The sequence below is a fragment of the Cellulomonas sp. Root485 genome, from assembly GCF_001426705.1.
Taxonomy (GTDB): domain Bacteria; phylum Actinomycetota; class Actinomycetes; order Actinomycetales; family Cellulomonadaceae; genus Cellulomonas.
The window spans coordinates 37,515-51,218 of the sequence record NZ_LMFC01000001.1 but is presented as its reverse complement, the minus strand read 5'-3'; the positions used below and the strand labels follow the sequence as shown (position 1 = coordinate 51,218).

General features: G+C 72.0%; 13 protein-coding genes and 1 tRNA gene. 9 read left to right on the top strand and 5 right to left on the bottom strand.

The window, feature by feature from the left end; translation table 11 throughout:
* The first annotated feature begins 59 nt into the window (after nt 1-59).
* The 3 genes from ASD16_RS00275 to ASD16_RS00265 are packed head-to-tail and all read left to right on the top strand — an operon-like array spanning nt 60 to nt 2,117.
* Nucleotides 60-728, top strand: coding sequence for a response regulator transcription factor (locus ASD16_RS00275; RefSeq protein WP_055911599.1), 669 nt, complete (start codon nt 60-62; stop codon nt 726-728).
* Nucleotides 729-738: 10 nt separating this feature from the next.
* On the top strand, nt 739-1,830 hold the full coding sequence (locus ASD16_RS00270) for a sensor histidine kinase (RefSeq protein WP_369817941.1): 1,092 nt from the start codon (nt 739-741) through the stop codon (nt 1,828-1,830).
* Nucleotides 1,827-2,117, top strand: coding sequence for a hypothetical protein (locus ASD16_RS00265; RefSeq protein ID WP_055911593.1), 291 nt, complete (start codon nt 1,827-1,829; stop codon nt 2,115-2,117). Before ASD16_RS00270 ends, ASD16_RS00265 begins: the two co-directional genes overlap by 4 nt.
* Before the next feature lie 9 nt (nt 2,118-2,126).
* Here ASD16_RS00265 and ASD16_RS00260 read toward each other — a convergent pair whose 3' ends face one another.
* The 3 genes from ASD16_RS00260 to ASD16_RS00250 all read right to left on the bottom strand — a co-directional run bounded on the left by ASD16_RS00260 (nt 2,127) and on the right by ASD16_RS00250 (nt 5,919).
* Nucleotides 2,127-2,324 carry a DUF2510 domain-containing protein gene (locus tag ASD16_RS00260; protein WP_162250273.1) on the bottom strand — a complete coding sequence of 66 codons (198 nt, stop codon included), beginning with the start codon at nt 2,322-2,324 and terminating at the stop codon, nt 2,127-2,129.
* Between the two features lie 126 nt (nt 2,325-2,450).
* A complete protein-coding gene (locus ASD16_RS00255; protein ID WP_055911588.1) occupies nt 2,451-4,217 on the bottom strand; it encodes a bifunctional UDP-sugar hydrolase/5'-nucleotidase in 1,767 nt (588 codons plus the stop codon).
* Nucleotides 4,218-4,320: 103 nt separating this feature from the next.
* Entirely contained in the window at nt 4,321-5,919 is a 1,599-nt protein-coding gene (locus ASD16_RS00250; protein WP_235523055.1) for a VWA domain-containing protein, read from the bottom strand.
* A gap of 435 nt (nt 5,920-6,354) precedes the next feature.
* Here ASD16_RS00250 and ASD16_RS00245 point away from each other — a divergent pair, with 435 nt between their 5' ends.
* On the top strand, nt 6,355-7,089 hold the full coding sequence (locus ASD16_RS00245) for a hypothetical protein (RefSeq protein WP_157453740.1): 735 nt from the start codon (nt 6,355-6,357) through the stop codon (nt 7,087-7,089).
* A gap of 7 nt (nt 7,090-7,096) precedes the next feature.
* Here ASD16_RS00245 and ASD16_RS00240 read toward each other — a convergent pair whose 3' ends face one another.
* A complete protein-coding gene (locus tag ASD16_RS00240) occupies nt 7,097-7,984 on the bottom strand; it encodes a helix-turn-helix transcriptional regulator (protein WP_055911578.1) in 888 nt (295 codons plus the stop codon).
* 133 nt (nt 7,985-8,117) lie between these two features.
* Between ASD16_RS00240 and ASD16_RS00235 the strand changes: the two genes are divergently transcribed.
* The 3 genes from ASD16_RS00235 to ASD16_RS00225 are packed head-to-tail and all read left to right on the top strand — an operon-like array spanning nt 8,118 to nt 11,309.
* Entirely contained in the window at nt 8,118-9,380 is a 1,263-nt protein-coding gene (locus tag ASD16_RS00235) for a multidrug effflux MFS transporter (protein WP_082570515.1), read from the top strand.
* 26 nt (nt 9,381-9,406) lie between these two features.
* Nucleotides 9,407-10,426 carry a zinc-dependent alcohol dehydrogenase family protein gene (locus ASD16_RS00230; protein ID WP_055911575.1) on the top strand — a complete coding sequence of 340 codons (1,020 nt, stop codon included), beginning with the start codon at nt 9,407-9,409 and terminating at the stop codon, nt 10,424-10,426.
* A gap of 16 nt (nt 10,427-10,442) precedes the next feature.
* Nucleotides 10,443-11,309 carry an SDR family NAD(P)-dependent oxidoreductase gene (locus tag ASD16_RS00225; protein ID WP_055911572.1) on the top strand — a complete coding sequence of 289 codons (867 nt, stop codon included), beginning with the start codon at nt 10,443-10,445 and terminating at the stop codon, nt 11,307-11,309.
* Here ASD16_RS00225 and ASD16_RS00220 read toward each other — a convergent pair.
* Nucleotides 11,293-12,249, bottom strand: a complete 957-nt coding sequence (locus tag ASD16_RS00220) for a DUF4190 domain-containing protein (protein WP_055911569.1) — start codon at nt 12,247-12,249, stop codon at nt 11,293-11,295. The genes ASD16_RS00225 and ASD16_RS00220 overlap by 17 nt on opposite strands.
* Before the next feature lie 260 nt (nt 12,250-12,509).
* Here ASD16_RS00220 and ASD16_RS00215 point away from each other — a divergent pair, with 260 nt between their 5' ends.
* Complete coding sequence (locus ASD16_RS00215) at nt 12,510-13,430, top strand: ABC transporter substrate-binding protein (protein ID WP_055911566.1); 921 nt, start codon at nt 12,510-12,512, stop codon at nt 13,428-13,430.
* 198 nt (nt 13,431-13,628) lie between these two features.
* A tRNA-Lys gene (locus tag ASD16_RS00210) sits at nt 13,629-13,704 on the top strand.

The following is a 13,704-nucleotide window of genomic DNA, read 5'->3' as shown; positions in this document are numbered from 1 at the left end:
CGGTGCGTATGCACTTCCCGATATCTCGACGATAGGTGGCTGCTCGTAGAGTCGCAGGAGTGCGCGTGCTGATCGTCGAGGACGAGCCCTACCTGGCCGAGGCCATCCGTGACGGCCTGCGCCTGGAGGCCATCGCCGCCGACGTCGCCGGGGACGGGGACACGGCCCTGGAGCTGTTCGCCGTCCACTCCTACGACCTCGCCGTCCTCGACCGCGACATCCCCGGGCCGTCCGGTGACGACGTCGCCCAGCGCATCGTCGCCTCCGGCCGCGGGACGCCGATCCTCATGCTCACCGCGGCCGACCGGCTCGACGACCTGGCCTCCGGGTTCGGCCTCGGCGCCGACGACTACCTGACCAAGCCCTTCGAGATGCGCGAGCTGGTGCTCCGGCTCCGGGCGCTCGACCGCCGCCGCGCCCACCACCGGCCGCCCGTCCACGAGATCGCGGGCCTGCGGCTCGACCCGTTCCGCCGCGAGGTCTACCGCGACGGCCGCTACGTCCCGCTGACCCGCAAGCAGTTCGCCGTCCTGGAGGTCCTCGTCGCCGCACAGGGCGGGGTGGTGAGCGCGGAGGAGCTCCTCGAGCGGGCGTGGGACGAGAACGCGGACCCGTTCACCAACGCCGTGCGCATCACCGTCTCGGCGCTGCGCAAGCGGCTCGGTGAGCCGTGGCTCATCGCCACCGTCCCCGGCGCCGGGTACCGCATCGAGGACGAGCGTGGATAGGGAGCCGGGGCTGAGCGTCCGGCTCAAGCTGACCCTCAGCTACGCCGGGTTCCTCATGGTCGCCGGCTTCCTGCTCGTCGCCGTGGTGCTCGTGTTCCTCCTGCGGTACGTCCCCGACGAGGCGGTCACAGTCGCCGCGCCCGGCGGCCCCGGGCTCTTCATCCCCGGGCGGTCCGACCTCTGGCGGGCCTTCGCCCCGAAGGCGGCGCTGGCGCTGGCGTTCCTGCTGGTGCTCGGGCTGGCCGGCGGATGGGTCCTCGCCGGCCGGATGCTCGCGCCGCTCGAGCGCATCACCGACGCGACGCGGGCCGCGGGGGGCGGGTCGCTCTCGCACCGGATCGCCCTGCCGGGCCGCCGGGACGAGTTCCGGGACCTCGCCGACGCGTTCGACACGATGCTCGCCCGGCTCGAGGCGCACGTCGCCGAGCAGCGCCGGTTCGCCGCCAACGCCTCCCACGAGCTGCGCACCCCGCTGGCCACCACCCAGGCGCTCCTCGACGTCGCCCGGCAGGACCCCACGCACGACCCGGACGAGCTGGTCGAACGCCTCCACGCCGTCAACGCCCGCGCGATCGACCTCACCGAGGCGCTGCTGCTGCTCAGCCGGGCCGACCAGCGGTCCTTCACGCGCGAGCGCGTCGACCTGTCGCTCCTCGCCGAGGAGGCCGCCGAGACCCTGCTCCCGTTCGCGGAGAAGCGCGGCGTGAGCCTCGAGACGTCCGGCGACATCACGCCGACCGTCGGGTCACGCGCGCTGCTGCTGCAGATGACCACGAACCTCGTGCACAACGCGATCGTGCACAACCTCCCCTCCGGAGGGTCCGTGCGGGTGCGGACGGCGGCCCTGAAGGGGTCGGCGGTGCTCACCGTCGAGAACACCGGCGAGGCGCTCGACCCGCGGGTGGTCGCGACCCTCACCGAGCCGTTCCAGCGCGGTACCGCACGGGTACACGGCGACCAGGCGGGCGTCGGCCTCGGGCTGGCGATCGTCGAGAGCATCGTCCGCGCGCACGACGGCCACGTCGCCCTCATGCCCCGCGCCGGCGGCGGCCTCCGGGTCGTCGTCCGCCTGCCCGCCGCACCCCCGCGGACCGACCGGTGACGATCGAGGTCCCCGGGGCGATCTCAGCGACCCGCCTGCGCGTGGGCGTCTTCCTGATCCTGCTCTGGTGGATCCCGGTGTGGCTCGCTGCCCCGGTGATCGGCGAGGCCTTCGGGCTCGACGTGGTGGACGTCGCCGTCGCGCTCGCCGTCGTGCAGACGGTGGTCGGCGCGCTCGGCACCCTCGTCGCCGGCAAGCAGATCACCCGCATCCTGCGCGGCGTGCCGCGGAAGCAGATGCTGCCGACCGTCTGGCGGGTGTTCCGGCACGGATCTATCGAGAGCTGACGCCGTCCGTCAGAACGCCGACGTCACCGCGATGGACAGCGGCACGTTGATCCCCCGGGCGCTCGGCGCCCACGGCGGCTGCTCGTACCGCACGACCCCGGGCTTGTCGGGATCGACCAGGTACCCCGTCCACTGGGCGCCGTCCCAGTACCGCAGTCGCGCGGGCTGCTGCGGGTCGGGGTACCAGTCGGCCGGTGGGGTGGGCACCACTCGACGGTACTCCCCCACGACCCGGCGCTGCACGAGCCGGGACCCGCACACCACGGCGGCGCCCGACCCGCAGGTCGGGCGCCGCCCTGTCGCGTCAGTTGACGCGGGTGATCCGCGTCAGCGTCAGTTGACGCGGGTGATCCGCGTCAGCGGCGGCGGGCTGATGCCCGTCGGCTCCGCCGCCTGGAGGTAGGCCTCGAACGCCTGCAGGTCCTCCAGACCGCCGACGCGGTCGGTGCCGCTGCGCAGCACACCGAATCCGTCACCGCCGTCGGCCAGGAAGTTGTTCACCGTCACGCGGTAGCTCGCGGCGAGGTCGAGCGGGACGCCGTTGATCGTCACCGACGCGGGGTTGACCGCGCCGAGTGCCGGGTCCGTCGCGCAGGTGACGTTCGCCGCCGAGTTCGCGACGGCGAAGTCCCAGGTGTAGCTGAAGCCGGTGGACGGCAGCAGCACCTTGAAGAACCCCGGTGTGGGGCTCGCGAACGGCGAGTTGAGGCCGCAGAACTGCTGCTCGAGGAGCAGGTCGATCTGCGCTCCGGTCAGGGTGAGGGTCTGCAGGATGTTGCCGAACGGCTGCACGGTGAACGCCTCGCCGAACGTCACCACTCCGTCGCCCTCGCCCGCCGGGCCGGACGGGTAGGTCAGCCCCGCGCGCACGCCGCCCGGGTTCATGAACGCGACGACGGCCTGCCCCTCCGGTGCCGGCCCGTCGGTGGCAGCCAGCTGGGCGTCGGCGATCACGTCACCCATCAGCTGCTCGCCGTCGGGCTGGTTCGTGTTGGTCAGCTCGCCCGTGATGTGCCCGATCGGCCGGTTCGCGATCGGCGCCGCGAGGGTGTTGTACCGGTCGATGAGTGCCTTGATCGTCGGGTCCTCCGGGACGTCCCGGGTGACGACCCGGTTGTTGATCGTGAGGCTCGTGACGTCCTTGGTGGACCGGCTGACGCGCATGTCGATGTCCGTGACCAGGCGCCCGAAGCTGTAGGCGCTCGTCGTCGGGATGCCGTCGATCACGCAGTTGTACGGCTGGTGGGTGTGGCCGCTCACGACGAGGTCGACTGCCGGGTCGAACCGCGTGACGATGTCGACGATGGGGCCGGACACCCCGGCGCACCCGTTGATGTCGAGGGCCGTCGGTGACCCGCCCTCGTGCACCAGCACGACGATCGACTCGACGCCCTGCGCCTGCAGCTGCGGGACGAGCGCGTTCACGGTGTCGGCCTCGTCGCGGAAGTCGAGGCCCTGGATGCCGGCCGCGCTGACGATGTTGGGCGTGCCTTCGAGGGTCATGCCGATGAAGGCGACCTTGGCGCCGGTGAAGTTCTGGATGGAGTACGGCGCGAAGAGCGTCTCTCCGGTCGACTCCTGCACGACGTTCGCCGCCAGGAAGTCGAAGTCGGCGCCCGCGAAGGGCGTGCCGTCCTGGCAGCCGTCCGTCGGGTGACACCCACCGTTCGCCATGCGCAGGAGCTCCGTCGCCCCTTCGTCGAACTCGTGGTTGCCGACCGCGTTGAGGTCGAGGCCGATCGCGTTCATCGCCTCGATCGTGGGCTCGTCGTGGAACAGGGCCGACAGGAGGGGGCTCGCGCCGATGAGGTCGCCCGCGGAGACCACGATGGAGTTCCTGTTGGTCGCCTCGAGGTTCTTCACGTGGGTCGCGAGGTACGCGGACCCGCCCGCGTTGATGGTCCCGACGCGCCCTCCGCTGCCCGTCGGAGGCAGGAGGTTCCCGTGGAAGTCGTTGAGGGCCAGCACCTGGACCTCGACCTCGGACCTGTCCATGATCAGCGGGGGCTTGGGCTGGGACGCCTGTGCGGGTGCGGCGCCCAGCGCGACGGCGAGCAGGGTTGCTGCTCCGGCGGCGATGAACTGCGGTCGATGTGTCATTTTCGGACAGTACTGCCGCGTCCCGCCGGGGTAAATGCCCGTCCTGGGCGATTGTCCATGGCGCCGGCCGTCGGCTGCGCGGCGCTTCGCAGCGGCTGCCGGATCAGTACGTGATCCGCTGGTAGGCGTCGATCAGGGAGACGAACTCCGACCGCAGGCCGTAGGAGTCCTCGCCGAGCGCGGACTCGGCGCGGTCGCGTGCACGGGCGGGGTCGGCATCCTCGGCGAACTGCGAGCCCGTCACCGCGAGGGCGAACTCGGCGACGGCGGACGCGAACCGGAAGTCGCTCGTGGGGCGGGTCGTGTAGGCGTCGGCCGTGGCGGGGAACTCGACCTCGGTGCTGGTGCTCGCCCCCGGGTGCTTGTAGCGCACGTGCACCGTCAGGAAGTCGGTGGACCGCCCGGCGTCGACGTCCTGGTAGTCCAGGTCGTCGTCGACCGAGTCGCCGCGAGCCGGGACCAGCTCGTAGAACGCCGTGACCTCGTGCCCGGCTCCGACGTCGCCGGCGTCCTTGGTGTCGTCGTCGAACTCCTCGTCCTCCAGGCGACGGTTGTCATAGCCCAGCAGCCGGTACTCGGCGACGGTCGCGGGGTTGAACTCGACCTGGACCTTGAGATCCTGGGCGACGACGAACATCGTCGAGTCGAACTCGTCGACCAGGACCTTGCGCGCCTCGTGCAGGGTGTCGATGTAGGCGTAGTTGCCGTTCCCGTGGTCGGCGATCGCTTCCATCGTGCTGTCCTTGAGGTTGCCCATCCCGAAGCCCAGCACCGAGATGTAGACACCGGAGCGGGCGTGCTCCTCGATCAGCTCGGTGAGCTCCTCCGGGCTGGACGGGCCGACGTTGAAGTCCCCGTCGGTCGCCAGGACGACCCGGTTGTTGCCACCCTCGACGAAGTTCCTCGACGCCAGCTCGTAGGCGGTCTGCAGGCCCTGTGCGCCGCCCGTCGAACCGCCGGCCCGCAGGTCGCGCAGGACCCTCACCAGCTCGCCGTGCTGGTCGCCCGGCACGGAGTCGGCGAGCACCTGGTCACTGCCGGCGTAGGTCACGATCGAGACGGTGTCGTCCTCGTCGAGCTGCTCGACCAGCAGCTCGAACGAGTCGGCGAGCAGCGGCAGCTTGTTGGGCTCGTCCATCGAGCCGGACACGTCGAGCAGGAAGACGACGTTGTTGCCACGCTCGGTGGTCTTCGCGGCCGTGGCCTGGACGCCGATCATCGCGAGCTGGTGGTCGTCGGCCCACGGAGCGTCCGCGATCTGCGTCGTGACCGTGAACGGGTCCTCCGCGCTCGGCTCCGGCGTCGGGTAGTCGTAGTCGAAGTAGTTGACGAGCTCCTCGATCCGGACCCCCTCCGGCGCGACGCCCTGGTTCAGCTGGCGGCGCAGGTTGCTGTACGACGCCGTGTCGACGTCGGAGGCGAACGTCGACAACGGGCTCGTCGACACGTCCTGGAACGACTGCTCCGGGGAGTCGTCGTACTCCTCCTGGTCGTCGGGCGGGACGTCGCGCCACCCCTCGGACGGGAAGGAGTCGTCGTAGGCGACTCCCTGGTCGTAGGAGGCGTCGCTCGAGCCGCCGGCGCTGCAGGCACCGAGCACGCCCACGACGGCAACCACGGCCGCCGCGGCGACCACTCGGCTCGACGTCCTCGCGTGAGCACGCCGGCTCGCCGCAACCAGGTGGAATGACTGAGCGCGCATCGTTGCCTCCATTGTTCGAGGACTGAAGCGTCGCGGTCGACGAGGGCCGGGACCAGCACGGCAGGGTCACGCGACTGTCCCGTTCGAGTAACGAGGATCCCGTTCCGGTAACGATGCCGAATCGCAATCCGGGAACGGCACTCAGCGCGGCAGATACTGCTATGACCAGCGAATATGGACCTCCCGCGGCCTCCTCCGCGCGCGCGGAAGCCCGGCTTTTGTCGTGGCTCCGCCCCGACCTCAGCAGGCGACGAAGAACGTCACCAGAAATCCGCACGATCGGAATGAGGAATCCACTCCCGCCCCTTTTCGGACATTCGGGCGGGACGCCTCGCGGTCGCAGACGAGATCGAGCTGTGACCTGCAGAGGCCCCGGCCGTCCACCTGACAGACGATCCTTGACGGCAGGAGGCCTCGATGACGACGGCAGGACGCGTGAGACGGCAGACGGCACTCTGTGGCGCGCTGCTCGCCACGCTCGCCGGGTGCGCCACCGGGGCGGGTCCGGCCGGTGCGAGCTCGTCCGGCACCTACGACTGCATGGGGACGCCGATCTCCGCCGAGACGCTGACCGACCCGCGGCCGGCGACCGAGCTCGACGCCACCGGCCGGGCCGCCCTCGACGGGCTGGAGGTGCCCCCGATCGACCCGGCCGCGTGGACGATCGTGTCCACGGCTCCGCAGGAGGTCGTGCTGCTGCGTGCGCTGGCCGAGCCCGACGACCACGGCGCCGGCGACGTCCGCACCCACGAGCGCATGGTCATCACCCTCGTGGACGCGCCGAACATCCCGGGCTCACCGGCCTGGATGCTCTCGGCGCTCGGCTCGTGCGCGCTGACCGTGCCCGGTCCCGGCGGGGGCACGGCCACAGTGACCCTCGACCCGGCCGCACCCGTGAGCCCGGCCTCGACCGCAGTCGCTCTCCTGGTCACCGAGACGGCGTGCAACAGCGGTCAGGATGCCGCAGGTCGCGTCGAGGTGACCTCGCTGCAGGAGACCGGCTCCACCGTCGAGGTGGTGATCGCGGTCTCGCCCCGGCGCGGGGACCAGACCTGCCCGTCCAACCCACCGACCCCGTTCACGGTCGACCTCGACGAGCCCCTCGGCGACCGGCTGCTGCTGGACGCGTCGACGGTGCCGCCCCGGCCCATCACGGTGCCGACGCCCTGACGGGCCGTCACCGCTGCGCCGGCCCCGATCCGGCGTCGACGGGGTCGGCGGCCCACGAGGCGAGCAGCCGGAGCCGCTCCGCCGACGGGGAGCCTGGCTCGGCGGTGTAGATGAGGAGGGCCTGGCCCGGCTCGGCGGTGATGGCGAGCTCTTCGTACACGAGGGTGAGCTCGCCGACGAGGGGGTGGTGGAACCGCTTGGTCCCGGTGCCGTGGGTGCGCACGTTGTGGGCGCCCCACAGCCGCCGGAAGACGTCGCTGCGGGTCGAGAGCTCGCCGACCAGGTCCTGCAGCCCCTTGTCGTGAGGGTCGCGGCCGGCGTCGGCGCGCATGATCCCGACGCACATCTCGGCGAACAGGTCCCAGTCCGGGTAGAAGTCGTGCGCCGCGGGGTCCAGGAACTGGAAGCGGGCCAGGTTCGGCGTGCGTCCGCCGCCGGCTCCGATGACCGGTGAGTAGAAGGCGCGGCCGAGGGCGTTGGTCGCCAGGAGGTCCTGGTGCTGGTCGCGGACGAACGCGACGCCGTCGGTGATCGCGGACAGCGCCCACTGGAGGCTCGGGCGGGGCGCGCCGGTCGTGGTCGCGCGGCGGCGGGCGCGCCCCGAGAGCGGGATGCCGTCGGCCGCCCGCGCCAGGTCGAACAGGTGCGCACGCTCCGTGTCGTCCAGCTGCAGGGCGCGGGCGACGGCGTCCAGGACCGAGGCGGAGGCGCCCGCGATCGCGCCCCGCTCGAGCTTGGCGTAGTACTCCACGCTGACCCCGGCGAGGGCTGCCACCTCTCCGCGGCGCAGTCCCGCAACCCGCCGGTTGGCGCCTCCGATCATGCCTGCCGCCGCGGGGGTGACCTTGGCGCGTCGCGACATGAGGAACTCGCGCACGTCGGCTCGGTTGTCCATGACGTCGACGGTAGATCGCCCCCGGGTCGAGAGGGAGACCTGCGAGGGCACCCCTCGACGCGAGGGGTGCCCTGCCGGTACACCCCACGGCAGGGACTCCCGGGCGTCGGCGAGCGCAGGTTGTCTTGTCGGCATGACGTCCTCGTCCGAGCACCCCCCACCCGCCGTCGGGCGCCTGCTGCCACCTCTCCTGCTGTTGCTGACCGTCTTCGGGCCGATCTCGATGGACCTGTACCTGCCCGCCCTGCCCGCACTCACGGCGGAGCTGGGCGCCGCGACGTCGACCGCGCAGCTGACCGTGACCGCCTGCCTCGTGGGTCTCGCCCTGGGTCAGCTCGTGGCGGGGCCGCTGTCCGACCGGTTCGGCCGACGTCCGGTGCTCCTGGTCGGTGTCGTGGCGTACGTGCTCACGTCGCTGCTGTGCGCGACGAGCCCGACGGTGGAGTCGCTGGTCCTGGCCCGGCTGGTGCAGGGCCTGGCCGGCGGCGTCGGCATCGTGATCGCCCAGGCGGCCGGCCGCGACGTCTACGACGGTCCGGCGTTGCTGCGCTTCTACGGCCGGCTGACCGTGGCCGGAGGTCTGGCCGCGGTCGTCGGGCCCCTGCTCGGTGGGCAGCTGACCACGGTCACCGACTGGCGCGGCCTGTTCGTCGTCCTCGCTGCGGTCGGGGCGCTGCTGCTCGTGACAGCGCTCGCGCTCTTCCCCGAGACCCTCCCCGACCAGCGGCGGACGGTCGGCGGCTTCGCGCAGACCGGCCGCGCCTACCGGCTGCTGCTGTCCGACCGGGCGTACCTCGGGGCCGTGCTCAGCCAGGGCTTCACGTACGCGGCCCTGTTCGCCTACCTCGCCGGGGCCACCTACGTCCTGCAGGGCAGCTACGGGATGTCGCCGCAGGGGTACGCGCTCGCGTTCGGGCTCAACTCCGCGGGGTTCATGCTGTTCGGCCACCTCAGTGGCCGGTGCGCCGCGGCGTGGGGTGCGCACCGCACGCTGCTCGCCGGCACCGCGATCGCCGCCCTCGGGGCGGCGGGCTTGCTCGTCGCCGGACTGACACCCCTGCCGGTCGGTGTGGTCGTGGTGTCGCTGCTCGTCCTGGCCAGCGGGGTCGCGTTCAGCTCACCCCCGGCCACCACGCTCGCCCTGGCCGGCTACCCGCAGCTGGCCGGCACCGCCTCCTCGCTGCTGGGCATGGTCAGGTTCGGCCTCGGCGGGATCGCCGCGCCGCTGGTGGGCGTCGCCGGAGCCGCGAGCATCCTGCCGATGGGCGTCGTGACCCTCACCTGCCTCACCCTCGCCGCCGGGACGTACCTGGCGCTGACGCGCCGCGCCCGTCGGGGCCCGGCACACACCACCACCCCCGCCGTCGCGCTCGCTGAGCTCGTCGAGCAGCGGTAGGACCACCACCAGAAAGGGCACCCCTCATGCGTGCAGTCGTCATGTACGGCCCCGGCGACGTCCGGGTCGACCAGACCGAGCGGCCGACCCTCGTCGAGCCGACCGACGCGATCATCAAGCTCGCCGCGACCTGCATCTGCGGGTCCGACCTGTGGCCGTACCGCGGTGCCGACGAGGTCGACCACCAGCCGATGGGCCACGAGTACGTGGGCGTCGTCGCGGAGATCGGGTCCGAGGTCACGAGCCTCGCGGTCGGCGACTTCGTCGTCGGCTCGTTCTTCTCCTCCGACAACACCTGCGAGATCTGCCAGGCCGGCTACCAGACGCACTGCGTGCACCGTGGACCCGGTGCCGTCCCCGGCGCCCAGGCGGAGTACGCCCGGATCCCGCACGCCGACGGCACGCTCGTCGCGACCCCCGGCATGCCGGACGACGACCTGGTCCCGTCCCTGCTGGCCGCCTCCGACGTGCTCGGGACCGGCTGGTTCGCCGCCGTCGCGGCCGAGGTCGGCCCGGGCAAGACCGTGGCCGTGGTCGGCGACGGCGCGGTCGGCCTGCTCGGCGTGCTCGCGGCCAAGCAGCTCGGCGCCGAGCGGATCATCGCCATGTCCCGGCACGCCGACCGGCAGGCGCTCGCCCGCGACTTCGGTGCCACCGACATCGTCGAGGAGCGCGGCGACGAGGGCGTGGCCCGCATCAAGGAGCTCACCGGCGGCCTCGGCGCGCACTCCACGATCGAGGCCGTCGGCACCCAGGAGTCGATGATGCAGGCCATCCGCGCGACCCGCGCCGGTGGGCATGTCGGGTATGTCGGTGTCGCCCACGACGTGTCCCTCCCCGGCGACGAGCTGTTCTTCTCCGGTGTCCACCTGCACGGCGGACCGGCACCCGTGCGGCGCTTCCTGCCCGAGCTGATCACGCTCATCTGGGACCGCACGATCGACCCCGGCAAGGTCTTCGACCTCACCCTGCCGCTCGACCAGGCCGCCGCGGGCTACCGGGCCATGGACGAGCGTCGGGCGACCAAGGTTCTTCTCACTCTCTGATCCGGAGGCAGTCCTCATGACCGACTCTCACGTCTGGCTCATCACCGGCGCCGGCCGCGGCATGGGCGTCGACATCGCCCAGGCCGCGCTGGCCGCCGGCCACCAGGTCGTCGCGACCGCGCGCGACGCGGCCAAGGCGGCCGCAGCCGTCGGCGAGCACGCGAACCTGCTGACCGTGGCCCTCGACGTCACCGACCCCGACTCGGTCGACGCGGCCGTCCACGCCGCGACCGACCGGTTCGGCCGGATCGACGTCCTGGTCAACAACGCCGGCAACTTCCAGCCCGGCTTCTTCGAGGAGGTCTCCCCCGCGCAGTTCCGCGCTCAGATGGAGACCAACTTCTTCGGTCCCCTCGCCGTCACCCGGGCCGTGCTGCCCGTCATGCGCCGTCAGCGCTCCGGCCACGTCGTGACCATCACCTCGACCGCCGGCATCGTCAGTGGACCCTTCGGCAGTGCGTACGGCGCCTCCAAGTTCGCCCTCGAGGGCTGGACCGAGTCCCTGCGTGACGAGGTGGCGCGGTTCGGCATCCGCGTCACCGCAGTCGAACCCGGCTTCTTCCGCACCGAGCTTCTCGTGGAGGGCTCGTCGACCATCTGGCCCGAGCTCTCGATCGACGACTACGCCCAGGCCACCGAGCAGACGATCGCGGCGTGGAAGTCGATGAACGGGCAGCAGAGCGGCGATCCCGCCAGGCTCGCCGCGAACCTCGTCACGGTCGTCGCGCTCGACGAGGCCCCCGCCCGGTGGGTCGCAGGCGCGGACGCGGTCGACGGCATCCGGCGCAAGGGCGAGACCCTGATCGACCAGGCCGGTGCGCTGCTCGACCTGTCCACCGGGCTCGACCACGACGCCGAGGACCCGACTACTCCGGCCCCGTGACCGACCCGTCCAGAACCGACCCCCGCAGCTCCGGGTAGTCGGTCGCCACCGCGCAGTAGGCCGTCGTCGCGCCCGCCGACCAGTCGTCCGGGTGCGGGAAGCTCACGTCCGTCCAGACGACCCACTCGTCGAGCAGGCCGGGCGCGGCGCGCTCGATCCTCGCGGTGCACTCGGCGAACCCGCGGTCGTACTCCGCGTCCGTCGTGTCGTCCGAGGAGTCGACCGGACCCGACAGCGGCAGGACCGCCACGATCTCCAGGGCGTGCGCCTCGCGGCAGTCCACCGGGTCGGCGGTGCCGAGGTCCCACGAGCCCGGGTACTCGCGCAGGCAGTCGCCGACCACGAGATCCGAACGCAGCGTGTAGTCGGGAAGCTCGTCCTCGAACGCCAGGCCGCTGGCGACGCCGGGGTTCGTCGACGCCCAGATCGCGAGCCACACCCAGCCGATGCACACGAGCGTGCCCACCGCACCCACGACCACACCGGCGATCGCCATCCCGCGACCCTTCGTGCCGCGCCGCCGGATCCTGCGCAACGCACCGATCCCCAGGCCCAGACCGACGGGCCCCGGGAGCCCGCCGAGGACCAGCAGACCCGCGGCGCTGGTCACGAGCGAGGCGATCGCCAGCCCGTCGGTCGGAGGCGCGACGTAGGCGCCGTACCCGTAGGGCGCTCCCGAGGCATCGGCCGTGCCGTACGGCGGTGGCGCACCGTAGCCGACAGGGGCCCCGTAGGACGGTGGTGGCGCGTAGGTCTGCGACGCACGGTACGAAGCGGGCGGGGCGAAGGGCGACGCCTCCCCCGCGGTCGGTGGGGCGTACGGAGACGGCGCACCCGCAGGAGGCCGAGACTCCGGCACCACGGCGGCCGGCGCCGCGCGAAAGCCGCCCGGCGCGGCGAACGGCGTCCCGCCGGGCTCGTGCCCCGTCTGCTCACTCATCCGCCGCACCGTAGCGGAGGTCGCAGTCCGTGCGTCATGTCCCGACGAGGTTCACCCGCGCGAGCCGTACCGGACGATCCTGCTGGTCACGGCGCCGCGCCCTCACCCATGTGCCGAACTGTCGGATTGTGTGGTGACGGCTACCGCACCGTACGATCTCGCGATTGCTCTCCCGCGTGCGCGGCACCTGATCGATGCCGAGCCCGTGGCCCAGCCGAGAACCAGACGGTGCCCCACCCTGGCGCCGCGAGAGGTCCCCCGTGCGTCGTCCTCGTCTCGTCCTCGCGGCCGCAGCACTCGGTGCCGCGTCCGCCCTGCTTCTCACCGCCTGCGGCGGTGCCGGCTCAGGCTCGGCCGCCGTCGCGCTGCCGGACGACGGCAGCTCGCCCGGCTCGAGCAGCATCGTGAAGGTCGACAGCATCGCGGCCCTGGTGCCCCGCGAGATCGCCGACAGGGGCACGCTCGTCGTCGGGTCGGACACCTCGTACGCTCCGGCCGAGTACCTGGACGTCGATGGCGTGACGCCCGTCGGCTACGACGTCGACCTCGCGAAGGCCATCGCCGTCGTGCTCGGGCTGGAGGCCGACGTCCGGACGGCCGACTTCTCCAGCATCATCCCGGAGGTCGGGTCCACGTACGACGTCGGCATCTCGTCGTTCACCATCAATGCCGAGCGCATGACGCAGGTGAACATGGTCCAGTACCTCGAGGCCGGCGAGGCCTTCGCCGTCAGGAAGGGGAATCCCCAGGAGATCTCCCCCGACGACCTGTGCGGCGTGACCGTCGCGGTCCAGGCAGGCACGATCCAGGAGGAGGAGCTCGGCACGCTCACGGAGGAGTGCGAGAGCGCCGGCACGGAGTCGATCAGGACGCTCTCGTTCGACACGCAGACTGAGGCGACCGACGCTCTGCTCGATGGCCAGGCCGACGCGATCTACGCGGACTCTCCGATCGTCACCTACGCCGTCCAGATGTCGCGCCAGCTCGAGCTGCTCGGCGAGGCGTTCGCCACCGCCCCGCAGGGCATCGTCGTCTCGAAGGACGACCAGGCGCTGACTGACGCGATCCAGAAGGCCGTGCAGGAGCTCATCGACAGCGGCGCGTACGGCAGGATCCTCACCAGCTGGTTGGTGAGCGCCAGTCAGGTCACCACGGCCGAGCTCAACCCCTCGAGGCCCTGACGTCGCGAGCAGCCCCGCGACGGCGGTGTCGTCACCGCAGGACGCCGGCGGTGCTGTGTCACGGGGCTGAGGCGGTTGCGCAGGGACCTCGACGTGCATGGCACCGCGTCCCGTGCCGACTACAGTCGGCAGGCGGGAGGAGCGGGGAACGACACGGGAGCTGTCCCGAGAGTTCCACGGACCAAACCCGCATCCCCCGGGCCTCTAGCTCAATTGGCAGAGCAGCGGACTTTTAATCCGCGGGTTGTGGGTTCGATCCCCACGGGGCCCACCA

Bases quoted from the DNA above. Each gene is read 5' to 3' on its own strand.
- ASD16_RS00255 (WP_055911588.1), bottom strand. From the start codon at position 4,217: ATGACACATCGACCGCAGTTCATCGCCGCCGGAGCAGCAACCCTGCTC.
- ASD16_RS00250 (WP_235523055.1), bottom strand. From the start codon at position 5,919: ATGCGCGCTCAGTCATTCCACCTGGTTGCGGCGAGCCGGCGTGCTCAC.
- ASD16_RS00240 (WP_055911578.1), bottom strand. From the start codon at position 7,984: ATGGACAACCGAGCCGACGTGCGCGAGTTCCTCATGTCGCGACGCGCC.
- ASD16_RS00235 (WP_082570515.1), top strand. From the start codon at position 8,118: ATGACGTCCTCGTCCGAGCACCCCCCACCCGCCGTCGGGCGCCTGCTG.
- ASD16_RS00230 (WP_055911575.1), top strand. From the start codon at position 9,407: ATGCGTGCAGTCGTCATGTACGGCCCCGGCGACGTCCGGGTCGACCAG.
- ASD16_RS00225 (WP_055911572.1), top strand. From the start codon at position 10,443: ATGACCGACTCTCACGTCTGGCTCATCACCGGCGCCGGCCGCGGCATG.
- ASD16_RS00220 (WP_055911569.1), bottom strand. From the start codon at position 12,249: ATGAGTGAGCAGACGGGGCACGAGCCCGGCGGGACGCCGTTCGCCGCG.